This is a genomic window from Roseimaritima sediminicola, from assembly GCF_009618275.1.
Classification (GTDB): Bacteria; Planctomycetota; Planctomycetia; order Pirellulales; family Pirellulaceae; genus Roseimaritima; species Roseimaritima sediminicola.
On record NZ_WIAD01000062.1, the window covers coordinates 1 to 24,879 of the forward strand.

General features: G+C 61.5%; 13 protein-coding genes and 1 pseudogene. 6 read left to right on the plus strand and 8 right to left on the minus strand.

All coding sequences use genetic code 11. The annotated features are described in order from the left end of the window. Nucleotides 1–560 precede the first annotated feature (560 nt). Both GE027_RS20130 and GE027_RS20135 read right to left on the minus strand, forming a co-directional pair. The gene (locus tag GE027_RS20130; protein WP_162006847.1) at nt 561–1,655 is read right to left on the minus strand and encodes a D-glucuronyl C5-epimerase family protein; all 1,095 of its coding nucleotides are present in this window, start codon (nt 1,653–1,655) and stop codon (nt 561–563) included. Nucleotides 1,656–1,727: 72 nt separating this feature from the next. After that, on the minus strand, nt 1,728–3,386 hold the full coding sequence (locus GE027_RS20135) for a polysaccharide biosynthesis/export family protein (RefSeq protein WP_162006848.1): 1,659 nt from the start codon (nt 3,384–3,386) through the stop codon (nt 1,728–1,730). A 526-nt stretch (nt 3,387–3,912) separates the two neighbouring features. Between GE027_RS20135 and GE027_RS20140 the strand changes: the two genes are divergently transcribed. The 4 genes and pseudogenes from GE027_RS20140 to rrtA all read left to right on the plus strand — a co-directional run. Then, entirely contained in the window at nt 3,913–5,061 is a 1,149-nt protein-coding gene (locus GE027_RS20140) for an outer membrane protein assembly factor BamB family protein (protein ID WP_237607690.1), read from the plus strand. A gap of 227 nt (nt 5,062–5,288) precedes the next feature. Further along, nucleotides 5,289–6,461, plus strand: coding sequence for a hypothetical protein (locus GE027_RS20145; protein WP_153559030.1), 1,173 nt, complete (start codon nt 5,289–5,291; stop codon nt 6,459–6,461). A gap of 224 nt (nt 6,462–6,685) precedes the next feature. Continuing rightward, entirely contained in the window at nt 6,686–8,884 is a 2,199-nt protein-coding gene (locus tag GE027_RS20150) for a VIT and vWA domain-containing protein (protein ID WP_153559031.1), read from the plus strand. A gap of 716 nt (nt 8,885–9,600) precedes the next feature. Beyond that, nucleotides 9,601–10,095, plus strand: a pseudogene (rrtA, locus tag GE027_RS23810) (rhombosortase); the annotation flags it as partial. 106 nt (nt 10,096–10,201) lie between these two features. Here the strand turns inward: rrtA and GE027_RS20160 are convergent. Together GE027_RS20160 and GE027_RS23815 are read right to left on the minus strand one after the other, a co-directional pair. After that, nucleotides 10,202–10,888, minus strand: a complete 687-nt coding sequence (locus tag GE027_RS20160) for an energy transducer TonB (protein WP_237607691.1) — start codon at nt 10,886–10,888, stop codon at nt 10,202–10,204. A 56-nt stretch (nt 10,889–10,944) separates the two neighbouring features. Next, nucleotides 10,945–11,148: a hemin uptake protein HemP gene (locus GE027_RS23815; RefSeq protein WP_153559034.1), complete on the minus strand. Its 204-nt coding sequence runs from the start codon at nt 11,146–11,148 to the stop codon at nt 10,945–10,947. A gap of 328 nt (nt 11,149–11,476) precedes the next feature. Between GE027_RS23815 and GE027_RS20170 the strand changes: the two genes are divergently transcribed. Next, a complete protein-coding gene (locus GE027_RS20170) occupies nt 11,477–13,912 on the plus strand; it encodes a TonB-dependent receptor (RefSeq protein WP_153559035.1) in 2,436 nt (811 codons plus the stop codon). Between the two features lie 165 nt (nt 13,913–14,077). Here the strand turns inward: GE027_RS20170 and GE027_RS20175 are convergent, their stop codons facing one another. Further along, nucleotides 14,078–14,317, minus strand: a complete 240-nt coding sequence (locus tag GE027_RS20175; RefSeq protein ID WP_153559036.1) for a hypothetical protein — start codon at nt 14,315–14,317, stop codon at nt 14,078–14,080. A 59-nt stretch (nt 14,318–14,376) separates the two neighbouring features. Between GE027_RS20175 and GE027_RS20180 the strand changes: the two genes are divergently transcribed. Continuing rightward, entirely contained in the window at nt 14,377–22,707 is an 8,331-nt protein-coding gene (locus GE027_RS20180) for a tetratricopeptide repeat protein (RefSeq protein ID WP_153559037.1), read from the plus strand. Nucleotides 22,708–22,854: 147 nt separating this feature from the next. Here GE027_RS20180 and tadA read toward each other — a convergent pair whose 3' ends face one another. The 3 genes from tadA to efp all read right to left on the minus strand — a co-directional run bounded on the left by tadA (nt 22,855) and on the right by efp (nt 24,778). Continuing rightward, nucleotides 22,855–23,355, minus strand: a complete 501-nt coding sequence (tadA, locus tag GE027_RS20185) for a tRNA adenosine(34) deaminase TadA (RefSeq protein ID WP_261344073.1) — start codon at nt 23,353–23,355, stop codon at nt 22,855–22,857. Then, nucleotides 23,352–24,116, minus strand: coding sequence for a 3-keto-disaccharide hydrolase (locus GE027_RS20190; RefSeq protein WP_153559038.1), 765 nt, complete (start codon nt 24,114–24,116; stop codon nt 23,352–23,354). The genes tadA and GE027_RS20190 overlap by 4 nt, the downstream gene beginning before the upstream one ends. Nucleotides 24,117–24,208: 92 nt before the next feature. Then, entirely contained in the window at nt 24,209–24,778 is a 570-nt protein-coding gene (gene efp / locus GE027_RS20195) for an elongation factor P (protein WP_153559039.1), read from the minus strand. Between the last annotated feature and the right edge of the window lie 101 nt (nt 24,779–24,879).

Here is a 24,879-nt window from a genome sequence, read left to right on the forward strand (position 1 = left end):
ACCCCATCTAGTGGGGGGTCGTGGCGGATCGTGTGGTGTAAGTCGAGTGTTCGCCTGGACCTACGTTCAGGAATTAAGTTTCCCACGTTTTTTTGCTAGCTCTACATAGCGGGTGTCGGCCGGGGGACACCTCGGGACGAAAGAGCCTTGCGTGTGGTCCTGACCGCGTTCCCTACGTGCACTGTCTCCGTTTACTTTCCCTACGTGCACTGTCCCCGGTTAGTTGGTCCCCGATCGATGCGTGCACTGTCCCTGCTCGGTGGGTTCGGTTGCTGTCCCCGCTCGGTCGCGCTTGCACTGCCGTGCGTGTGCACTGTCCCTGCTTGCTGCACTGTCCCTGCTTGCTGCACTGTCCCTGCTTGCTGCACTGTCCCTGCTCGACTCGACTATGCTTGACTGCTGGTTGCATGCACTGTCCCTACTCGACCCTTGTCCGCGTGCACTGTCCCCGGTCGGTGTTTGGGAATGCATGCACTGTCCCCGGTCGGTTGGGAATGCGTGCACTGTCCCCGGTCGGGGTGGGAATGCGTGCACTGTCCCCGGTCGGGGTGGGGGATGGGTTAGGCGGGGAGGCTGGCGGTTTGACCGGTCCAGATCTCCGTCGCTTCGTCCACTTCGATGCCAGCTGCGACCAGTTGCCGTTTGGTTTGTTTCACCCATCGTTTGAACCGGACTTTGCCGTATACCGCTCGAGTGAAATTCGTCCAGCTGGCGAATTGACGCTCCCAGCGATCGGCGAACTCCGTGAATACGTCCCGCGGATAGATCTCCTTCAATCCTCGCAACTGGGCGATGTGCAGCTCGTGGTAGAACGGGCTGGCTACGTTGGGACGGGGGTGCGGAAACAAACCGTACCGCGACCAATAACCCACGTCATACCGCGGCATCATGTCCGCTAGCGTATCGACGGCACGCTCGGCCAGCTCGGCGGCTCGATCGTCGCCGGTGTGGATGGCGAAATCGTGCACACCCCACAACGCGAAAATAAAGCCATTGAGAATATGGCTGTAGGGCCGACTGGGATACTCTTCCAGCGTCACCCCGCCGCCGGGAAGATGAGCGATCACGCCGCCGTCTTCGACGCTGTGAAAAAACGGTTGCAGCGCCACCCGAGCCGCGTCGAGGTAGCGGTCGTCGCCGATCAGCTTGTGGGCGCGAACCAGCAGGGAGATGCCCTGTCCCTGCCCCATTGCCGAGATGAACGGGGCTTTGATCCCCAACCGGCCGTGATCGAATCCATACGACCAACCGTCCTGCTTGCCGGGACACGGGCCGTGCGCCTCGATCAACCAGTCGGCACACCGAGCAATCGTCCGCTGACGCTCGAGGTCCCCGTCCTCGAGAAAGCAGTCGTAATGGCCGAGCGCCATCTGCGTGACGGTGACCGGCAATAACTGCAGCCCTTCGCCGTTCTGATTGCGCAACGGAAATCCATCCTGCGTCGGACCCTTGTACGGCCGCGCTTTGTGACGCATGTCGATGTAGTAACCGCCCAGCGAATCTCTCTGGATGTGCCGACCCGTCGGCTCGAGCACGTGCCAGTAATCACGCGGCATCGCACCATGCAATCCACGTGGCGTCAACAAAGTGAACATCGCGATACGGCAACCCAGAATGCGAGCAGAAGAATACGGACCGACGACACTTGTCGCCACCGCAACGACCTCTGCGGTCGTTGCCAAATGATCGCCGTCCATTCTAATAGAGCTCGGCGGCGGAAAGATCGCCTACAGGTCCCCCGTGCCCAAAAACGACCGTCGCATCCAGAATCCGTACGGGCTGATCAGCAGATCAGGCATAATGCGATCCAACGTCCGGCGGAAGTACCAGTCGGGATCGGGATTCAGATAAATAATGTCGCCGGGTTCGACCAGGACCGTGGCCCGAGGATCGCAACGAGCTTCGATCAGGTCGACATGGATCAGCAACGGTTGCCCATCGGGCATAATGCGGTGCAGCGTGACGGTCGTGGGCGATTCGATCGGATCGATGTAACCGGCCATCACGACCGCCGTCACCACATCGATCTCGCGGTCGCGCGGCAGAACAAATCCCACACCGAGTTCCCGTTCACGATCCCCGATCGTAAATCGAACCGTGTTCGTCGTGCTCAATTCCCCCACCACAAAAAACACTTCATGCTTGCGACTGGGCACCACGATCACGTCCCCGTCGGAAAGCGTGATGTCGTCTTCGCTCAGATGAAACTGTTGGTTCGTCCGCAGCGGAATCCGCATGATGTGACCGTTGCCGGGACTCAGCTGAACGTCCCGGCCATACGGACCGCAGGGCAGACACGCAGCCGGATCGAGGACCGCCTCGGACCCGGCGTGCGAAGCCATCCCGCCCATCGCCGGAACCCCTCCCATCGCTGGAACAGCACCCATCGCCGGAACCGCCTCCAAGCTGGGGACCGCATCAACCGCCGGGACATGGCTCGACGACGCGGCATGGAGCTGCACCGCCGTCTCGGACGGCACAACACTCTGCGCCGCGAGTTCTGGGGCTTGCGGTGCAAACCCCCGAGGGGCTTGTGGATTCGCTGCGACCGCCGTGGTTGTCCCCGACACCGCTCCCGCCGACAGAGGCGTTGAACCGAGCGGCCGTGGCAACTGGAGCTGGGCCCAAGCCGGCGCGCTGACCGCCGACCCGGTACCGGCCGTTAGCGTCGGGATGACTCGCGGTGCGGAAGTGGCGAAGTCCGGCGTTCCGACCAGTCGTGTCGACGGCGACGGGGCCCGCGCCGCCAATCGCGGGACCGACGTCCAGGGCTGAGTATGCGAGACGGGCCGAACCGATGAGGCTTGCGGATTGCCTCGAGTTGTCGCACCGCTGTGAGTCCCCGGACCAAGTTGGCTCGGCGGCGCGAGAATCTCCGGGCCACGACCGGAGGCCGGCATGGGCATCCCGTGCCGGGCTCGCCGATGCACTTCGATCACGTCCGAAGCGTGTTCGGAAAGACCGCCGGCGGCCGCGATGGCATGTCCGACGTCGTTCTGATACTTCGGCAGGATGTGCACCCCGGGCATATTGACCTCACCCAGGACGATCACCGAGGTGGTTCCTTTCTCGATCAAGGTCAGATTGACCTGCGGGTTTTCCAAGTACTCGTCGGCATAGGCGTCGTTGATCTTTTGCTGGGCGTCGACCAGGTTGTTGCCGCCGATTTCGATGGCTCCGATCAGCGGCAACTGAACGACGCCGTTGGCCATGACCTGCACGCGAATTGGAGGCCGCACCTCGCCGTCTTCGTACAAGCCGGCGATGGTTACGTCCAGTTGATCATTGGGCCCCAGGATGTAGTCGGCTGGTGGTGTGATCGTCAGGCTGGCAAAATTCAGCGGGCTACCGCTGGTTCGCGTGGGGGTGCGAAATGAGTCGGGCAACTTCGTGGCGTGGATGCCGGGAGACCGGAGCGGCGCCCAGCATCCCACCTGCAGGCACAACAGAGCCGTCGCCGCCGCCGCTTTAACGAGCCAGCGTAGCGAGCGGGTTGGCCGGTTCCGTGGTTTCAACTGTACTGGATTCATCAGATGCCCGTCCTTGGCCGGCCGATCGTTTTATAGGGGCCCTTCGGCTCGTAGCCGATACGCAGCTTGTTGGTTCTCTAGTTGTCATTCGGTCCGAATCCCCCTTATGGTGTAGAACCACCGGATCAACTGGAAAACTGCGCTCAACCCACCTAATTTGACAGGCCGCCCCGTTGAACAGGCGTCGCGGCGACCAGCGTGACCTCGGCGACCAGCGGGACCTCGGCGACGGGGGCTCGAACCTTCGATTTCTATTACATCTTGGAGACGTTTATTGATGATCGCTCGCCCGCTCGGTTTGTGTTGCGTCGTGTTTCTGTTGGCTGGCACAAACGCTATGGCGGACAATTGGGGACATTGGCGGGGAGACGAAGGCAACGGAGTGTCCACAACGGCGACGCCTCCGACGCACTGGAGTCCGACCGAAAACATTCTTTGGAAGGCCCCGATCGATGGTGCCGGATCCGGTTCGCCGATCGTCTGGGAGCAGCAGGTCTTTGTGGTCACCGCCGTCCCGGTCGGCGACGGTGCGTTGGACTTCCGCGTGCTGTGTTTCGACCGGCGAACCGGCAAGCCCCAGTGGCAGCAGACGGCTACTCGAGCCACCCCCCACCAAGGCATCCACGAAACCAATACCCATGCCTCCGCCTCACCCTGCACCGATGGGCAGTACGTCTATGCCCACTTCGGCTCTCGCGGGCTGTATGCCTACACAATGGACGGACAACTGGCGTGGAAGCGCGATGATTTTCCGCCGATGGACACCCGGCTTGCCTTCGGCGAAGGCAGTTCCCCGACGATCGCCGGCGACCGATTGCTGGTGCCGTACGATCACGAAGGGCAGTCTTGGCTGGCAGCCCTGGACCGGCACACCGGCAAAACGCTGTGGCAGATTGAACGCGACGAACCGACCAACTGGGCCACGCCTTTGATCGTATCGCACGAGGGCCGGCAACAAGTGATCATGAATGGTGAGAACTATGTGCGCAGCTACGACCTGGCAACGGGCGAGGAGTTATGGCGATGTGGGGGACAAACCCAGCGACCGGTCGCTTCGCCGGTGGCCAACGACGAGATGGTTTTTGTCGGCAGCGGCTTCCGAGGGTCGTTTCTGGCGGCCTTTCGGCTGGGAGGTGAAGGCGATATTCGCGGCAGCGATCAAGTTGTCTGGACGATCCAACGCGACACGCCCGACATCGCGTCGCTGTTGCTCTCGGAAAACCGCTTGTACTTTCACAAGCAGAAGTCCGGCATTCTGACCTGCGTCGACGCGTCGACCGGCCAAAAGCATTTTGGGCCGCAGCGGATTCCGGAATTGCGAACCATCTACGCCTCGCCGATCGCCGCCGGCGGACACGTCTATGTGACCGGACGCGATGGCACGACGGTGGTCATCAAAGACCAACCGCGTTTTGAGATTGTCGCGACCAATTCGGTAGGCGAAGGGGTGGATGCCACACCCGCGCCGGTGGACAACCAACTGTTTATCCGGGGAAACCAACACCTGTTCTGCATCCAAGCAGCCGACTGATCGTTGTGTCCCCTCTGGGGGACGCCGCATCGGTGGGTGGGGAGGGTGTAAAGCGTGACGATTATCTCGCCCAGCGAAGCTGCGTAGAACCTGCTGGAAACGCTGCCGAGTGGAGCTGGAGAAGGCGTGCGAGCGAGGCCTATCGGCCGCAACGCCGCTCGCCCCAGACGTCGATAACCTCACGACCGTCACTCCGGTTCTGCTCCTTAACCAATGCGAGATCGTTTATGCCATTTCTGCGTGGTAGCCTGGGCTTCGAAAGATTCAGTGTTAGTGGATTCGAAGCTTCCCACTTCGACGACGAGCACATCGAGAAGATGTCGCAGCACGCGGCCGGTCGCTCGCAAAGCACCGCGATCGAAAACGTCCACGTGGGGTTTCTGGGCGGCTCGCACCTGTTCGACCAGCAGTTCGATCTGAGCAAGAACGTGATTCAGGATGCGGTCCATTTCGGCATCCGCATCGATACGAATCAAATCCCCGCCGCGATCCGCGCGGCTTGGTTGCAGATGGAACTCGACGGCATCGCCAAGGACAACGAATCGGGCGTCCCCACCAAGTCCCAACGCAAGGAAGCCAAAGAGGCGGTCGAGCAACGCTGTGAAGTCGAAGCGGCGTCGGGCAAGTACCGCAAGATGCAGCAGTTCTCCCTGTTGTGGGATCTGAACCACGAACAGTTGTATTTCGGCGGCTCGGTCGGCACCGCCAGCGGCCTGTGCATGGAGTTGCTCGAACGGGTGTTCGAAGTCGAGCTGCGGCATATCGGGGCGGGCACACTGGCGGAATCCTGGTCGATCCAGAACGAACGCTATGCCGAGGTCGATGATTTGCAACCGACCAGCTTTACCGCGGTGCCGCTGCAGGGACCCTACGCCTGGGCCAACGAACATGCCAAGACTCCGGAGTTTCTCGGCAACGAGTTTCTGTTGTGGTTGTGGTGGAGTCTGGAAAACCAGACCGACACCATCGCATTGGCCGACGAGTCCGAAGTCACGGTAATGCTGAACAAAACGCTGGCCGTGGAATGTCCGGCCGGAGAGAGCGGCAAAGACACGTTCAATGCCGAAGCTCCGGTGCAATTGCCCGAAGCCCGCCAAGCGATCCGCTGCGGCAAACTGCCTCGCAAGGCCGGGATGACCATCGTTCGCGAAGGTCGCCAGTTCGACCTGGTTCTGCAAGCCGAACGGTTTGGGATCAGCGGTGCGAAAATCCATCTCGAAGACGACGAAGAATTCGAGAACGAAGATCGGATCGACGCCATTCGCCTACTGAGCGAAACCGTCGACATGATGTTCTATCACTTTTGCGACATTCGCAGCAGTTCGCAGTGGAACAAAACGCTTCCCGAAATCCGCAACTGGGTCGCCAGCGAAGCGAGCGGCAACCAAGCGGCCGCATAAGGCAGATCAAACGGGTTCCGTTATAATAGGATCCGGTGGCAACGCCGGATCCGCTGGGAAGTGGCGTCGCTGGATCGCATCGGACGCGGACGTCGACGCTCAGTATCGTCGCTACCTGCGAGCGCGATAAAGCCGCGCAGCGCTCTCCTCCGCGCGGTCTCCCTGTGAGAAGCGGCCCAATTCTGGGTCGCTTGGATCACTTAAATCTTACAGGGAGTCGAATCATGCTTGGTCTCAGGGAACGGTCAACAAACTCTGAGGGACGAGGCCCGCTGGCCGCCGGATTGACGGTACTGTCCTTGTTGGTGGTCGCCACGGCGGCCTCGCCCACAACCGGTCACGCGGCCGGGTTGCTTGTGGCCGACGGTGGCTTCGGTGGTGTGCTGGAGATCAAACAGCAGGACGTGCGGGTCACGATCAACAATTCGATCGCAGTAACGCAAGTCGATCAGATCTTCGTGAACACCGAAAACCGTCAAGTCGAAGCGCTGTATACGTTTCCGGTGCCCCGCGGCGCCAGCGTCTCGAACTTCAGCATGTGGATCGGCGGCAAGGAGATGATCGGCGAAGTTGTCGAGAAGGAACGAGCGCGGGAGATCTACAACAGTTACAAGCAACAGCGGCGCGATCCGGGGCTGCTGGAACAAGTCGACTACAAACAGTTCGAGATGCGGATCTTTCCGATTCCCGCCGGCGCCGAACAACGGATCCGCATCGAATACTACCAACAACTCGACATCGATCACGACTGGGCCACGTACGTGTACCCGTTGGCCACCGAGGGACGCGGCCCGGCGATCGACACGCGCGTCCACGGTCGCTTTTCCTTACAACTGGATGTGAAGAGCGAGGTCCCGATTCAGGAGGTTCGCAGTGAGTCGCACCCGGATGACTTTGTCGTGGTGAAGCACCAGAGCGACTACGCTCAAGCGGCGATGGAGTTGAGCGAAGGCGACCTGTCCCGCGACGTTGTGATGGCCATCCATACCAAGCGAGCACGCACCGGTTTGGATCTGGTTACCAGTCGTCCGCCCGGCGAAGACGGGTATCTGATGATGACCCTGACGCCCGGCGAGGACCTGAGCAAAACGCGGGAAGCGATGGACTATGTGTTTCTGCTGGACATCTCCGGCAGCATGGCTCACGACGAAAAACTGGCCATCAGCCGCCAGAGTGTGTTGGCGTTTGTCGATGCCCTGGGGCCGGAGGACCGCTTCGACTGCTTGGCGTTCAACCTTGCTCCGACGCCATTGTTCCAAAAACTGCAACCGGCCGGCGAGCAAACGCTTGAACAAGCGAAAACGTTCTTTGCCCAGCAGCGCGCCCGCGGTGGAACGGTGTTGCAGCCCGCCCTCTCGGCGGCCTACGCCTACCGCGATGACGATCGGCCGTTGAACGTGATTCTGTTAAGCGACGGAATGACCGACGTTGGCGAGCAGGCTGAACTGCTGCGGCTGATCCAGGCGCGTCCGGCAGGTGTCCGCGTGTTCTGCATCGGCGTGGGCAATGAAGTGAATCGGCCGCTGTTGCAGCAATTGGCCCAGCAGGCCGGAGGGCTGGCATCCTTTGTCTCCACCGAAGACAGTTTCGCCCGGCAAGCTCAATTGATGCGGCAGAAATTGGTGCGTCCGGCCATCGAAGATGTCCGCGTGCAGTTCGCCGGCGGCAGTGTGACCGAGGTCGAACCGACCGAACTGGGCAACTTGTACTACGGAACACCGCTGCGTCTGTTCGGCCGCTATGCGAAATCCGGTTCGGCCGAAGTGATCATTACCGGACGCGTGCAGGGGGCCGACTGGCGACAGACGGTGCAGATGGAGTTGCCGGACAAAGACAAGAGCAACAGCGAGATCGAACGCATGTGGGCGTCGCAGCGGATCGCAGCTTTGCTGGACAAAGAACGCGCCGGCGACAGCTCGCAGCAGGCGGAGATCGTGCGGCTGAGCGAAGCCTATTCGATCGTGTCTCCCTACGCTTCGATGCTGGTGCTGGAAAACGATGGCGAGTACCAACGCTGGAAGATCGAGCAAAGGAATGCGGTGCGTATCCGGCGCGATCGCAGTGCTCGCACGGCGCTTCAGGAACAACTCGCCCAGCTGCGTCAACAGACGCAGCAGTCGTTCGCGGTCGACAGCAGCGAAAAGCTGGTCAACGCCACCCAACCCACGGCCGCCCAGCCCAGCGGTGTTCCGGCCGACGGATCGCGTCCATCGCCCGGTCCGATACCGGCGTCGGCAAACCCGGGCAGCCGGCCGGCGTCCTCGCCGAACCCCAGTCGCGGTGTGGATCTGGACTTCGGCGGCGGCGGAGGAGGTGGCGGGGCGATCGAGCCCTTCACGGCGGTCCTGGCGTTGGGATCCGCCGGAGCGGCCGCTCTGAATCGCCGTCGCAAACGCGGACGCAAAGGTCCGCAGCAGGATTAACCGTCGGTGTTTTTAAGCATCAGCCGCCGGGGCACTAGCCCAATGCCATCTACTTTCACCATCGCTTGCGATTGAAGTGTTAGCGGAGCGGCGCAAGCCGCCCGGTGTGTGAAGGTTCGCACCGCAAAACCGGACGGCTCGCGCCGTTCCGCTACAAAGGAAGTGGCATTGGGCGCTAGCCCGCGCGGCTGATGAAACCGGGAGCTAGCGCCCGCGCGGCTGATAGAACCGGGGGCTAGCGCCCGCGCGGCTGATAGAACCGGGGGCTAGCGCCCAATGCCATCTACTTTCACCATCGCTTGCGATTGAAGCGTTAGCGGAGCGGCGCAAGCCGCCCGGTGTGTGAAGATTCGCACCGCAAAACCGGACGGCTCGCGCCGTTCCGCTACAAAGGAAGTGGCATTGGGCGCTAGCCCGCGCGGCTGATAGAACCGGGGGCTAGCGCCCGCGCGGCTGATAGAACCGGGGGCTAGCGCCCGCGCGGCTGATGGAACCCGCGGCTCGCGCCCAATGCCATCTACTTTCACCATCGCTTGCGATTGAAGTGTTAGCGGAGCGGCGCAAGCCGCCCGGTGTGTGAAGATTCGCACCGCAAAACCGGACGGCTCGCGCCGTTCCGCTACAAAGGAAGTGGCATTGGGCTAGGGCCCGCGCGGTTGATGAATGGGGGACGTGGTTGGATGATGCGATCGTGGTTGCCGACTGGAGTACGAAGGATGCGTTGCTTTCCTGTTACGGTTCTGATTGCCAGCTTGGCGATCGTCGCTTGGCTGTGCCCTGCTGTGACCGCTCTGCTGGAGCTGGATTTTGCTGCGGTTGCCGGCGGCCAGTGGTGGCGACTGCTGGGCGGGCACGTCACGCATTTCGGTGCCGAACACCTGTTCTGGGACCTGCTGATGTTTGTCGTGCTGGGGGCGGCCTGCGAACGAAAGCATCCGCGGGCATTCGGAATCGCTCTGGGCGGATTGATGTTGGGAACATCCATCGCCATCGGTGTGTGGTGTCCGGCGATCAGCAGTTATCGCGGTTTGAGCGGTTTGGATACGGCGTTGTTTGTGTGGTTCCTGGCCGATCAGATTGTCGCCTCCGCTCAACGTACGCGATGGAAGGCGGCGATGCTGTGGGCGACGCCGCTGGTCGGCTTGGTCGCCAAGCTGGTGTTCGAAGCGGCCACCGGCCAGACGTTGTTTGTGGATTCCGCCGCGTTCCAGCCGCTGGTTGAAGCGCATCTGGCTGGCGTCGTCGGTGGCCTGGTTTGCGTGACAGTCTTTCGGACCCAGCGAAGTCGCGATGACGGTCCCGCTGCAGCCGATAGGACTACAGCCGAAAACGAACCGGCAGGATCTCCTCAGAGGCGACCGCTCGGCCAAAGCGTTGGGCGGGTTTTCCCTGCCACTGCTCGACGGCTTCGGCTGCGGCCAGATCCAATACGCGGTGGCCACTCGACTCCAGGATCTCTACCTCCACAACCTTGCCGTCCGGATCGACGCGAAGCCGCAACGTAACGGTGCCCTCGAGCTGCTGGCGGACCGCGGCGGCCGGATACTGCGGAGGCGGATTGGCGGAAAAATCGGCCGGCGTCTTGGGTTCCAGGCCGACGGCTTGAGCCAGCGGCACGATGTCCACCGACGGCGGCGAGCTGTGACTGGGCATTCGGCGGGGCAGCGTCTCGTGTTGCTCGAGTTCGACCCGCGGCATTTCCGTCGGCGGCGACCGACGCGCTCGGACGAACTCGGCAGGGGAAGGCACTTCGACGGACGCGGGCAATTCGGCCGGCATCAATCGCGTCTCCGTTGGCTCGGGAGCCGGCGGTAAGATCGATTCGGCTGGCTCCAGCGGCAGAGGCTCGGACTCGGGCACCGGTTCAACACTGGCAAGGACGAACGCTTCGGCCGAGACGTCCGGACGCGGCGGGCTGGCTAAGCGCAACGAGATTGCGGTCACCCGTTGTTGACCCGCGGGACGAAAACGCTGGGAAATCGTCGACGGCAGCAGCCAGAGCACCGCAAGAACGAGCGCGTGGCAAAACAGCGATATCAAGGTGGAACGAACGGGAAGGCTCATTTGCACAAGTATAACTTTCCCGCCGAAGTGCGTCGAAGCCGGTACATCTGATCGTGATGTTGGATCCAGACTTCGCTGTGACCGCAAAAAATTTCTTGGGACGTGAGAACACGTGGTGCGTCGTGCGGTGGAGACGTCTGCTCGCTGCGGCCGTGGAGCGATGGAACAGGCTTGGTCGATTCATCATCCGGGATGTTCATGTGGCTGGCGCATCGCAGATCGTGTGCCACGCCTGGCGATTAAGGCAATCCGGCTGATAGACGAACCTTCCACGCCAACTCGGCCGTTCGTGGCGGCCGCCAGCGGGCAACCTGTCGACGGAAAATTCGCCGGCTCGGTTGGTTTTTTCGCCACCGCGTAGTGATTCGGCGGGAAAGGGGTGCGGTTGTGCCGACTCTACCGGTCGTCTCGCATGTTTCAAAGGGAACGGCCAGAACGTACCGATCTGAAGCATGGAAACCGATTTAACGATCTTGCTGCCTAGCTCTGTCGCCACGGACACAGATCGTTATCAAAGAAGTACAATAAATGGTGTATCGAACGGAAACGACATTCAAACTGCTGGCGGCGAGTCTATCTCTGTTGGCTTTCCCGGCCGGCTCTACTGCGCAGGACGCAACCCTTCCGCCGATCGAAGTCCGGCCACCGGTCCAGCAACCATCATCGACGACCGATTCGACATCGTCGCCGCAGGCCCCATCCGCAGCGGCCGACGCGGACACGCCTTCGGTAATCACCGATCCGGTCCCGCCGCCGGTCTTGGAGCCGCCGGTGGTTTCGAACAACGCGGGCGGTTCGTCGGGGACGAGCGATCCCGAAGCCGCTTTTCGCTCGCCAGCTTCGACACGGCCGAGCCCGAGCGGGGCGAATCGCACGGCCCGCGGAGGCTACAGCGAAGCATTCTCCGCGCTGGACGAATCGCTGCTGGGCGGAACCGTCAACAATCCGACCGGACTGAACAGCGCAGTGCGAGCGCCCAGCAACCTTTTCGACACACCACGGCTGGGGACGATCGCGGACCGCGAAGACCTGGACCGTCGGCATGCGACCACGGTCTATCGCGCCCTGCAAAACGAAGTCGGGGTGATGCTTCAGCAAACGGGCAATGGACAACTGTCGCCCTATATTCGTGGCTTGACCGGCCAGCAAATCCTGATTCTGGTCGACGGCATTCGCATGAATACCAGCATCCTCCGCCCCGGACCCAACCAGTACGCGGCCACGATCGACCCCGGTTCCATCGAACGTGTGGAAATCATCCGAGGGGCCGAGTCGGCACTTTGGGGCAGCGACGCCATCGGCGGCGTGATCAATTTCGTGACTCGCAGTGCCGACCCGACCCGCGGTAATTACTGCAGTCCTTACCTGAACCAGATCTACAGTACGGCCGAAGCGTCGTCCTACACTCGGACCGGCTTCAGCGGCTGGTACGGTGCCACGGGGATCACCGGCGGCGTGTCGTACTTGGACGTGGGCGCGCTGGATCGCGGCGGCGACTTGGGACGTCAGCCCGGTACCGATTACGAACAATACGCCGGCGACCTGAAAGTGCAACGCGTGCTGGCCGGCGAACACCTGCTGACGATCGCCATGCAACACTTCCAGCAAAACGATCTGAAACGCAGCGACCGGTTCCTGCCATTCGTGCTGGGCCCGCCGACCAATGGCGTCGTTCCGACCCAGCGGCCCACGTTCTTCGATCCCCAGCAACGCGACCTGCTGTACGGACGCCTGGAAGGCTTGCTGGCCGATGACATGGGCTTCGCCGATGCCTACTCGCTGACCTTCTCAGGGATGCGCACCAAGGAAGCTTCGGTCGTCGATCGCTATTCGGGCAACGACCCGGCCGCCGTGGTGACGCGGCGCGAGATCGGCGAGTTTGACGATATCGGCTGGGGCACGATCCTGTCGTTCATGAAAGACCTGGACGATTACGGCAAACTGACCTACGGCACGGACTACTACAGCGAATCGATCGATGCGGAGCGGACACGGATCAACAACCCCGATGCGCCGGGAGCGACACCCGTGCCGACCGATCCCCAGTATCCCGATGATTCGCAGGCCGATCGCGTGGGCGTGTACGCTTCGTGGTACGTGCCGCTGACCTCGCGGCTGGACGCGACCACCTCGGTTCGCTACGAAAATATTAATATGTCGGGGACACCCAACTTCGATACCCTCGGGCCGACCTATTTCCAGCGGTCCTACCAGGACTGGATCGCCAGCGTCGGGTTGTCCTATGAACTGACGCGGGAAATGCGGCTGGTCGGTGGCTATTACGAAGGTTTTCGAGCACCAACGCTCGACGATCTGACGGCCAACAAAACGTTCCTACAAAACAACCAGTCCACGCCCTTGGTCGGCAACCTGAACGTCGAACCCGAACACAGCAAGACCTACGAGCTGGGCGTCAAGTTCAACTACGACCGTTTGCGTTTGCAGGTGACCGAGTTCTGGACCGACTTCGATAGCTATATCAATCGCCAGGTGATTGGCGGTTCGCGGTTCCTGACCAACCAGGAAGCCTACCTGAACGGTACCGAGTTGACCGGCGAGTACCTGTTCAGTCCGAACGTGGCCCTGTACGGAAATTTCTACTACACCTACGGTCTGGTCACCAGCAACGACGATCCGATCTCCCGGATCCCGCCCATGCAAGGCATTCTGGGCCTGCGGTTTGACGACGAGCCCAGCGGTGCGTACTGCGACGTCTACACCTGGATGGTGGATCGCGCCGACCGCTACGCCCAGTCCAACCTCGGCGACGCCCGCTTCATCGCTGGCGGAACCCCCGGGTATGCCACGCTGAACGTGCGTTTCGGACGATCCTTCGGGACGCAGCACCGGCACCGGGTCTCGCTGGCGCTGGAAAACATCACCGACAAGTACTACCGGGTGCTCGGCAGCGGCGTCGACGGACCGGGCTTCAACGCCCTGTTCGGCTATGAGTTGACGCTGTAGGAACTGCCCGATACCAGACTCCGCAGTTCGCTAGCCTCGGAGAGCCGCGCTCTCCGGGGCCGGAGACGGCCTGTCGCTTTATTCGAAAACGCATTGCTTAGGTGAGCCGTTTGGGCGATAGCCCCGGTTTGGTGCTGACAAAACCGAGGCTAGCGCCTAAACGGCTCAATAAATCGACAGGCTGGAGAGCCAGCGGCTGTGTTTTCCGCTTTTCTCTGGCTCTCCCTCTTTTTTCGGAACCGGTCCGGCGCGGCTGGCGTCCAGCCCTACGCCGAAGCTAACCTGTCGGTGGAGAATGGGGGCACTGGTTTTCACAGGCTGGAAGCCTATGCCACTGGTTTTCACAGGCTGGAAGCCTATGCCACTGGTTTTCACAGGCTGGAAGCCTATGCCACTGGTTTTCACAGGCTGGAAGCCTATGCCACTGGTGGGGCTCTTGTCGAACCGAAAAAGGTGGATGTGTCATGCGCAATGCTGCCCGGGAAATGTTCGTTGCCGTCACGGTTTGCCTCCTGGTCGGTGCAGGGATCTGCCAGGCCGCGGAACCGGATTCACCAAGGCTCGGCGCGGTGGCCGACAATCCGAATGCTGGCGGCCAGGAGTCCGCCGAGGCGTCGGCGATCACGTTGCTGCCCACGATCGATCGCGGCATCCACCAAGCGATGCAGGGACGCGACTACGACGAGGCGGTTCGGCGTATCGAAACGGCGCTCGATCGAGAGCCGGGCGAATCAGCCGACTACCTGCGGTACTTGCAGGGTGTGGCTCTGACCGAAGCGGAGCGTTACGAACAGGCCCGCGAAGCGTTCGCCACGCTGGAAGAGGATCACCCGGACAGTCCCTGGATCAGCCGCGCTCGCTTCGGACGCGCTCGGATCCACGCCCTGCAGCGACGCTACGACGAGGCGGGCAAAATCTATCAGGCCGAAGCCGAACGGCTGCTGTCGCGAGACCGCAAGGATGAACTGGCCGGCATCTATTTGGAGTTTGCCGAGCGGTTCTTCGAAGGCGAGCCGGCGGAGGATCCCAGCGGTGAAAAGCAGCCGGACTACGAGCAGGCGCTGGCGTTCTATCAGCAAGCCATCGAGCTCGAGCCGTCGGTGCAGCTGCGGCAACGCATCGAGTTTCAGATCGCGCGTTGTCATCAGGAACTGGGTCAGCACGCCGAGGCTATCGCCGCCTACCAGCAATTACTCGAGACCTACGCGGCGGCGGAGCAAGAACGGCTGCGGCGCCCCAGCTTGCTGGCCGAAGTTCAGTTCCGCTTGGCGACCGTCCAGCTGGCTGCAGGCCAAGCCAGCGAAGCACGCCGCACCTGGCAGGACCTGATTCGCCAGTACGCCGATACCGCGACGCCAGCGACAGCCAGCGATGGCGAGGCGAGCGAGGAGGCGGCAGGCGACGGCGAGGTTCAGGAGGATGACCCAACCGGCGAAGACGCCGCCAACTCGATCGTCGACTTCGTGGCTCGAGCGCGTTATCGGCTGCCCCACACGTACGGTCTGCCGCAGCCGCCCGATGTGGCCTCCTTGGAACAAGCCGTGTCCCTCGCTCGCCGGTTTCTCAAGCAACATCCCATGCACCGGCTGGCCCCCCAAACGGAAATCGAAATCGCTCGCGGATTCGCGCATCACAACCGGCATGTCCAAGCCGTCGAACAATTGCAGACGTTGCTGGCCAATGACGACTACGACGATGAACAACTGATGGCCGAGGCCCGTCGCATGCTGGGCCAGCAATGGTTGGCCCAAGGTAAATACGATCAAGCCATCGAGGCTTGGCAGGAATTCCTACAACAGCACCCGACGAACCCTCATTGGCCCGAGGTGCAACAGCAAATCGTCAACGCCCAGTATGCGCAAGCGGCCGCGGCGCGTGAGGAGCAGCGCTACGCCGACGCCCGCCGATTGTGGCAGACGTTCCTGAACCAGTATCCGCTCGATCCTCGCGCCCCCACAATTCTTTTCCAGTTCGGCAGCATGCACTACGACCAGGCCTTGGCTTTGGTCCGAAAGACAGAGCCAGAGGATGAGACTGCGGACGAGGTTTCTGCTACGACGCCCCAGCAGGCGACCGATTGGTTCGAACAAGCGATCGCCGATTGGCGCCGTCTGGTCAGCAAATACCCCCAGCATCCGCAGGCCTCGCAGGCCGCGTACATGATCGGTGTCACGCTGGAAGATCATCTGCACCAGTTGCCCGAAGCACTCGAGGCCTACAAGAAGGTGCAGGGTGACCGGCAGTCACAAGCGACGGTGCGGATGCAGCGGATGACCAAGCCCCAGTTGCAGATTTCGACCGAACGCAAGTTCCGCAGTGACCAACAGCCGCAGATCCGGCTTTCGACGCGGAACTTGCAGTCGGTGCAGGTGAAGGTCTACCGCATCGATATGGCGGATTACTTTCGCAAGATGCATCTAGCCACGGGAGTCGAATCGCTGGACATCGCTCTGATTGATCCGGACCAGCAATTCGAACACCAGGTCGCGGACGATGCGCCCTACAAGGCGATCGATGAAGTGATCGACATTCCGCTGGAAGAACCCGGCGTGGCGGCCGTAACGGTCAGCAGTGACAAACTGGAAGCGACGACGATGGTGGTCGTCAGCGATCTGGACGTGGTGGTCAAAGCGTCTCGAGAGGAATTGTTTTTGTTCGCCCAGAACATGCGCACCGGCCAAGCGATGCCCGAGGTCAGCGTATTGATGAGCGACGGAGACGAAGTGTTCGCCGAAGCGGTGACCGGTCCCGATGGCGTGCTGCAGCACCGTCACGACCGCTTGAAAACCGTGGAAGACCTGCGGGTGTTTGCGATTCAACAAGGACACGTCGCCGCAACGGTCAACAATCTGAAGGGCCTGGAAGTTCCGGTCGGACTGACCCCCCGCGGCTACCTGTACACCGACCGTCCGGTCTATCGCGGGGGGCAGGTCGTGAACATCAGGGGTATCGTCCGGTGGGTCGACGAGGATCGCTTCACCTTCCGGCCCGATGAGACCTTCCGGTTGGACGTGTACGACAGCAGCGGCCGACAACTGCAATCCGGAGAAGTCCGGCTGAATGCCTTCGGTTCGATCAACGGGCACCTCCTGCTGCCGCGCTTTGCGGTACAAGGCGAATACCGCATCCACCTGCATCGACGTTCGCGCGGCCCGGCGGATAAAGCTGGATCGTTGTCTTTTGAAACACGTTTTCAAGTCGCCGAGTACGATCTGGATCCCGTGGAGATCCGTATCGATTTGGATCGAAAAGTTTACTATCGCGGCCAAACGATTACCGGAACGGTGGGCCTGCAGTACTACTACGGAACGCCGCTGGCCGAGGAACAGATCGAATACCAACTGGGGTCAGACAGCCCGGTTCGTACGGCGACGACCGATGCCCAGGGACAGGTCCAGCTGGAGCTGGACACGCAGCGGTTCCGCGAGTCCCAACCGCTGACGCTGAGCGTGCGTTATCCGCATCGCAACGTTGGCGCTACGGCCACCGTGTACCTGGCCACGCGAGGCTTTGCCATCGATGTGCAAACGACGCGCGACGTCTACCTGCAGGGCGAAACGTTCGAGACCCGGTTCCACGTGGTCGATCCGGCCGGCGAGGGTGTTGGCACCGACTTGAATGTGGACGTGATCCGCCGATCGAAGAAGTCGTCGCAGCAGATCGAGGAGACGGTCGAATCGCACCGTGTCACGACCGATCCGGCCAGCGGCGAAGCGACGTTGACACTCGCGTTGCCCACATCCGGGCAGTACATGATCCGGGCTACGGGGACGGATCGCTTTGGCCAGCAGATCAGCGGCCAACACGAGATCCAGGCCTCGGGCGACGAAGACGAAACCCGGCTGCGCATCTTGGCCGAGCGGCACCGCTATGACGTCGGCGAGACGGCTCGGGTGAACGTTCACTGGCGCGAGGATCCGGCGCTAGCACTGCTGACCTTCGACGGGGCTTCGGTTCTGGGCTACCGCTTGGTAACGCTCGAGCGTGGCGACAATACGATCGAGATTCCTATCGAATCGGCGTTTGCTCCGAACTTCTATCTGTCGGTCGCCGTGATGCAGCGGAATCGCTTTCACGCCACCTCCAGCGAGTTTCGAGTTCAACAGAATCTGCAAATCGCCCTGCAGTTCGACGGTAGAGCCGAGGGAGCGACGGACGTCCCGGCCGGCAGCCAGTTGCCGGTGCAGATCCGCGTTACCGACCCGCAGGGCAAACCGGTTGCGGCGGAACTGTCCTTGGCATTGGTGCAGGCCAATCTGCTGGACCGGTTTGCCGAATCGCAGGCGGCGCTGGACGCCTATTTTAATCAGGGCAAGCGAAGAACGGCCGTTCGCCAAGCCACCAGTTGTACGTTCCAGTACCAGCCGCAGACGCGCAAGATCAGTCCGTCACTGCTGGACGAATCCCAGCGAGTGGCCATCCTCGAGCGAGAAATGCGCGCTCTGGAACGGCTGCGGGAACAAGCACCGGCGTCGGCACCCGTCGACCACCCTTTCTCCGGGGCGATGGAATACGACGCCATGGACCCCTTCGGTTCGCAGGTCGGTCAGAGCTTGGCATTGCCCATGCCTGGGCAAGGTTCCCAGCAGTCCAGCGGCGGTGCGCTGCAGCAGGATAAATCGCTGAGCCTGCGAATGCGTCAGTTACAAGACAGGGCCGATTGGATGGCATCCGACATGCCGATTTCCGCAGGTCGCTACGCCGGGGCGGGCGGCGAGGTCCTCGGCGATGCCGCGTTTGCCAAGTCCCGTGCCGCCGCCGTGCAGCTGAACGTCATAACCGACGGTGGCCGCTTTCTGGCCTTGGATGAACAGGATCGGACTCTATGGGATGACCTGGCCGGCGAACCTCAAGCCCGCGTTCTGCCGACGCCGGTATACTCCGAAACTGCGTTCTGGGATCCGTCCGTCCAGACCGACGCCGAGGGGAAAGCGACAGTGATGTTGACCATGCCCTCGCGGTCCACGGCTTGGCGTCTGCAAACGCGGGGGATCACCTCAGAGACGCTCGCCGGCCAAACCGATTTGCGTTTGATCACCAAGCAAGATCTATTTGCGCAGATGCGTTTGCCGCTGGCATTCACGGTCGGAGACGCGGCCGAGATTCCCGTAGAAATTCACAACTCCCTGGAGGGTGACCACAGCATCCAAGTGCAATTTCAGGCTTCCCTGGCCGGCAAGTCGGTGACGTTATCGAAGACGATCGAGGTACAGGGACCAGGCATCGAGAAACTTGCGTTCCCGGTGGAAGTAGGAGAAGCGGGCGATATACGGTTCGAGTTGACCGTGCAGGCCGGTGACCGCGCCCCGGTCACCACGCGGTCGTCGGTCCGGGCGCGAGCCGCCGGTTTCCCGGTGTACCGAACGGCCAGTGGGACGGCATCGCAAAGCACCCTGGCGCTGTTGGCGTTCGACCAACCGGTGCCCGCCGAAACGATGACGCTTCAAATCAACATCGGGCCCAACCTAAATCGCACACTGCTGCAGGCCGTGTTGGAGGATGTTCCCGACGGCGTGTTCTTTGGTTGTGGGTTGCCCGTCCGCGATCCGCTGCAGCGCAGCATCACCGACGTGCTGGCGGGCACGGCGTTGTTGAAGATGTTGGGAGACACGCCGCACGGCCAGATTGCCCAAGCCAGGACACTGGATGCGCGTGTGGTGGCCGGCGTCACGTACCTGGTCGGGATCCAGAACCAGGAGGGCGGATGGTCGTGGGCCGCCAATGCGCAGCACGGCTCCTCCGATGCCATCCTCTCGGCCCGCGTAATGTGGGCCCTGTCGGCGGCGCGAAGTGCGGGATTGGCCGTTCCCGAAACCGCCTTCGAGCAAGGCAAAGCGTACCTGCAATCGGCCTTCACGGCCTCCCAAGCCGGCGACCTGCAGCGGCAAGCCGTGCTGGTGCACGCGATGGCCGTCTGCCAGTGTGGCGATTTCGCATACGCCAATCGACTGTTTCGCGAACGCAACCGCTTGGGCCCAGGCGGATTGATCTATCTGGCCCTGGCCCTCGCGGAAATGAACCACCCGGAAATGGCTCGGGAACTGTTCCCTTTGATCGATTTGCCGGAAGATCAAAAGACCTTTCAGGCTTCGCAGCGGAATGCTGTGGCGCCGTCGATGCGCAACCTGGTGGAACTTCGGGCGCTGCACCTATTGGCCTTGCAAACGGTCGATGTGCGGGGTGCCCAAACGGCGAAGTTAGCCGATTGGTTGTGGGCCCAGCGTACCGGCTCGCGGTGGCCGGTGGAGAAAGCCAACGGACCGGTCGTTCTGGCCCTGGCCCAGCACCATGCTCGGGCCACTCCGCAAACCGAAACCTACACCCTGGATGTGGCCGTCAATGGTCGAGACGTGCAGCGGCTGTCGATTGATCCGCGGCGGCAAACCAGTCGCCAGATTGCGGTTCCTCGCGATGCTTTGAACACCGAAGGCGAGCAGCGAGTGGAGCTGCGGCTGAACGGCCGCGCAACCTTTACGTATTCCGTCGTGCTGAGCGGTTTTATCGAAGCCGATAAGATTCACGCCTCGACCCAGGACTGGACGGTCGCACGACGCTATGAACCGGCTCCGCGGCTGTTCGCTGGGCGGCCCGTACCACGAGGTTTCCGCATCGTCGACGGATCCTATTCATCCTTCCATAATCCCTTGACCGAATTGCCCGTCGGAAATCGCGCCGACGTGACCCTGATGCCCCGGCGACGCACCAGCGGGCCGCGGACCGATCGGCCCTACGATTATCTGGTGGCCATCGAATCGATCCCGGCGGGATGCTCGGTTCTGGAAGACTCGGTGCGGGGAAGCTTCGAACGCTTTGAAGTCGAAGCCGGACGCATCGTGTTCTTTATCGGTACGACGCAGTACCCCAGCAACATCAGCTACACGCTGGTCGGCAACGTACCCGGTCGGTACGAGGTGCCGCAGACGATTCTGCAGAGCTACTACGAGCCGGATCGCTTTGCCTTGGCCGGGGCGAGCAACCTCACGGTACTGCCCGCCGGTCAGACTTCCAGCGACCCCTACCGCCAAACGCCCGACGAACTGTACCACCTGGGCCAGCAGGAGTTCCAGCGGAAGAACTACAAGGCCGCGGCCGAGCATCTAAAGACGCTGCTGGAATCTTGGCGTTTGAAGGACGAACCGTTCAAGAATGTTCATCGCTGGATGTTCGCCATCGCCCTGGCCGACCAAGACCACGACCAGATCGTACGCTTCTTCGAGGTGCTGAAGGAAAAGTATCCCGACGTCGAACACTCCTTCGAGGACATCCTGCAGGTCGCCCAGTCGTATCGACAACTCAGCGAGTTCGAACGCAGTTACTTGGTCTATCGGGCGACGGTCCAGGGCAGTTTCGAACGCGAGTCGCAGATCGCAGGGTTTCTGGATGGACGCGGGCAAGCGATTCGCAGTTTGCAGTTGCTCGAGCAGTTGCTGCGCGATTATCCGGCCGAATCTTACATCGCACAGGCCACCTACGCGCTCGCCCAGGAAACCTATCGCCGTGCTGCCCTGGCGAGCGAAGACCAGAGGATGAAAGACGCCGGCATCACCCGCGTGCATTTAATTCAAGCCGCCGTGCAGATGCTGGATCATTTCATTACGAATTGGCCCGAAGATCCCGCCGACGATCAAGCCAGTTTCGCGCTGGCGACCGCCCTGCTGGACCTGCAGCAGTACGAACACGCGATCCGCCGCTGCGAGACGTATGCCCAGCGATACCCGCAAAGCCGCTTGCTGGATTCCTTCTGGTACATCATCGGTTACTGCTATTTCGAACTGGGCCAGCCCGAGCAGGCGCTAGAGATGTGCCGCAAGGTGGCCGAAGCGACGTTCGCGGTGCCGGAATCGTCTCGCACGCGGGCGGCGGACAACCGCTGGGAGGCGATCTACATCATGGGGCAGATCTACCACAGCTTGGGGCAGGCGGAAAAAGCAGTCACGCAGTACGCCAAGGTGCGCCAGCGTTTTGTCGATGCCGCGCAAGCAATTCAGTTTTTCGAACGGCGGTCGATCGAAATCGACGAAGTCACCACGCTGCGGCCGGACGATCCCAAACAGGTCAGCCTCCGCTTCCGCAATCTGGGCGAGGCGCACCTGAAGGTCTATCGCATCGACTTGATGAAGTTCGGGTTGATGCAGCGGAACCTGGACCGCATCACCGCAATTAATTTGGCTGGAATCAAACCGCACCACGAAGAGGCCATCGACCTCGGCGACGGCCACGACTACCGCGATCGCAGCATCCAGATGGAATTGCCGCTGGAACAACAAGGGGCATACCTGCTGGTTTGCCGCGGCGATAATCTGTACGCCTCGGGCTTGGTACTGGTCAGCCCGCTGAGGCTGTTGGTCGACGAAGACGCCACCTCGGGACGGGTACGGGTGAGCGTCAAGGACGCCGTGGAGGATGCGTTTCTCAGCGACGTTCACGTCAAGGTTATCGGTTCGGAAAACGAAGATTTCGTCTCGGAAGATACGGACCTGCGCGGGCTGGCCATCGCCGACGACATCCGTGGCACCAGCACCGTCATCGCCGTGCACGATGGAGACCAGTACGCCTTCTATCGCGGTGACACGGTGCTGCAGCGGGAGCGGTTATCGGAGCAAGCCGACGACGCGCCCGCCGATGCCGAAGCAGTGGACGAACACTTTGCCCTGCCCCATTCCGGTTCGAAGCGAGAAGCGTTGCAGCAGAACCTGTTCGAGCAGAACTCGATGTTCCAGCAGCAGCAGAACCGGAACCTGGATTCGCTGCTGAACAACGAACGCAAAGGCATCCGCAGCGAAGAAGCGTACTGAGCGCAATCGAAATCGTTTTCTGCCCGCTTCGGCCGGAAGCGCATTTTCCCGTAGCTGAAGTCGCCAGACTTTGGAGCACCAGGGCTCGCGTTTCCAAACTCTGGCGAGTTCAGCTACGGGGAGTTCCGTGGCAGCAAATTCGCCAGCCTACTTCTTGCCCTGGGCTCTTTTGGCGGCGAAGAAGTCTGTGAGCATCTTGGCGCACAGTTCGGCCATGACGCCGCCGGTCACTTCACAGCGGTGGTTCAGTCGCGGATCGTTCAGCAGATGAAACAAGCTGTCGACCGCACCGGCTTTGGGGTCCATGGCCCCAAAGATCACGTTGGGGATGCGGCCCTGCAGGATCGCCCCGGCGCACATCGGGCACGGTTCCAAGGTGACGTACAACGTGCAGTTCTCCAACCGCCAATCGCCCAACGCTCCGGCGGCCTGGGTGATCGCGATCATTTCCGCATGGGCCGTCGGATCGCTCAGCATTTCTCGCTGATTGTACGCGCCGGCGATTGCGCGATTCTCGTGGACGATCACCGCCCCCACGGGCACCTCATCCTCTTGGGCGGCCTGCATGGCCAGATCGACGGCCATTCGCATCCACCGTTCGTGCTGGTCGGGATGCTGGGGATGCTCGGGGTGGGCCGTATCGATCACGGTTGGGATCCGGATTTTGGCGTCGTGTCGGCACTGTCCAGCTTTCGGTATCGCACATTGCGAATTTCGGACGTCACCTGGAAGGCCGCGATGCCGACGGGCAGCGAGGGATCCATTTCGTTGCGAATGGTGAATTCGTGGTCGCCCCGCTCGACATCCACGTGCTGTTTGTCGTCGATCCAGCACTGGATTGTTTTCTCGTCCACGCGAGCGCGAACCGTGTACCACTGCTCGTTTTCGAAGGTGCGGAAATCGGTGGTTTCATTTTCCGAAGCGTCCCGCCCATCGATGCTGCTGATCCCGACCACACCGCCGGACCAGCCACCGAGGATGAAGCTGACGTGACCTTTGCCGACGGGAAACGTCAGTCCGCAGAAGAAATCGAAACCGCTGGTGCGTCGCGCCTGCAGCTGGATCTCGAAATTTTCTCGGGGAAAACCTTCTTTGGTCAACCGGATGCCGGTCAGCGGATCACCGAACCCCAGCTTGGCCACGCCGTCCTCGAACGTGATCTCACCGTCGCCGCCGAAGTTACAGTTTTCCCAGGGGCCTTCGGCCGTCGTCGGCAGGGCGATCCATTTGGTCTTGTCGTCCGCTTTTCCAGCCGGCTGGGACGCCTTCGCTGGGGATTCGTCCGAGGACTCGGTCTCGGCGGCCGGTGATGCCGCAGCGTCTTGCGCGGCGGCCGGTGTGGCTCGTCCGGTCGTCAAACAGATCAGCGACAGGGCGACGAACAGCGGCGTAAGCAGGCGGCGGGGCATGGTGTCGGTCTGGGGTAGGAGGGACAGAGAATGCGAGCGTCCGCAGCAACCGTGCGGACGTTTTAAGGTCCGGTCATTATAACTCGAGCGAGCTAGTTGCTGACCCGTTCGACGTATTCGCCGCTGCGGGTATCGATCTTGATGACGTTGCCCTCTTTGATGAAGCCGGGCACGGTGAATTCCGCACCGGTCTCGCACTTGGCCGGCTTGGTCACGTTGGTCGCCGTGTCGCCCTTGGCACCCGGGACACACTCGATGACTTCCAGTTCGACGTGGTTCGGCGGCTCGACGACGATGGCGTTGCCATTGTACAGCGTCATCGTGCAGACCATGCCGTCCTTCAAGTACTTCCAGATGTCGCCGGCTATGTCGCTGCTCGCTTCGTACTGTTCGAAGGTGCTGTTGTCCATGAAGACATAATCTTCGCCCTGTCGGTACAGGAACTGGACATCGACCGTTTCGACGTCGGCACTTTCCAGGGAGTCGCCCCCCTTGTAGGTGCGTTCGAGCACCGTGCCGCGGACCAGGTTCCGCATTCGGCACTTGTAAAACGCGTTGCCCTTGCCCGGTTTGACGAACTGCATGTCGATCATCAGGTAGGGGTCGCCGTCAATTTGGACCTTCAGGCCTTTGCGAAAATCGCTGGTATTATAAGTTGCCAACTTTTCAGGTCTCCGAGTCAGATTAATTGTCAGGTGGGATTTTTGGACGAGATTCTAACGAGCGAAGCCGACTCTGTCCGCGCCCATTGCTCGCTTGAGCC

Coding starts and splice junctions, on each gene's coding strand:
- GE027_RS20170 (WP_153559035.1), top strand. CDS start 11,477: ATGGTGTATCGAACGGAAACGACATTCAAACTGCTGGCGGCGAGTCTA.
- GE027_RS20150 (WP_153559031.1), top strand. CDS start 6,686: ATGCTTGGTCTCAGGGAACGGTCAACAAACTCTGAGGGACGAGGCCCG.
- GE027_RS20145 (WP_153559030.1), top strand. CDS start 5,289: ATGCCATTTCTGCGTGGTAGCCTGGGCTTCGAAAGATTCAGTGTTAGT.
- GE027_RS20190 (WP_153559038.1), bottom strand. CDS start 24,116: ATGCCCCGCCGCCTGCTTACGCCGCTGTTCGTCGCCCTGTCGCTGATC.
- GE027_RS20180 (WP_153559037.1), top strand. CDS start 14,377: ATGCGCAATGCTGCCCGGGAAATGTTCGTTGCCGTCACGGTTTGCCTC.
- GE027_RS23815 (WP_153559034.1), bottom strand. CDS start 11,148: ATGAACATCCCGGATGATGAATCGACCAAGCCTGTTCCATCGCTCCAC.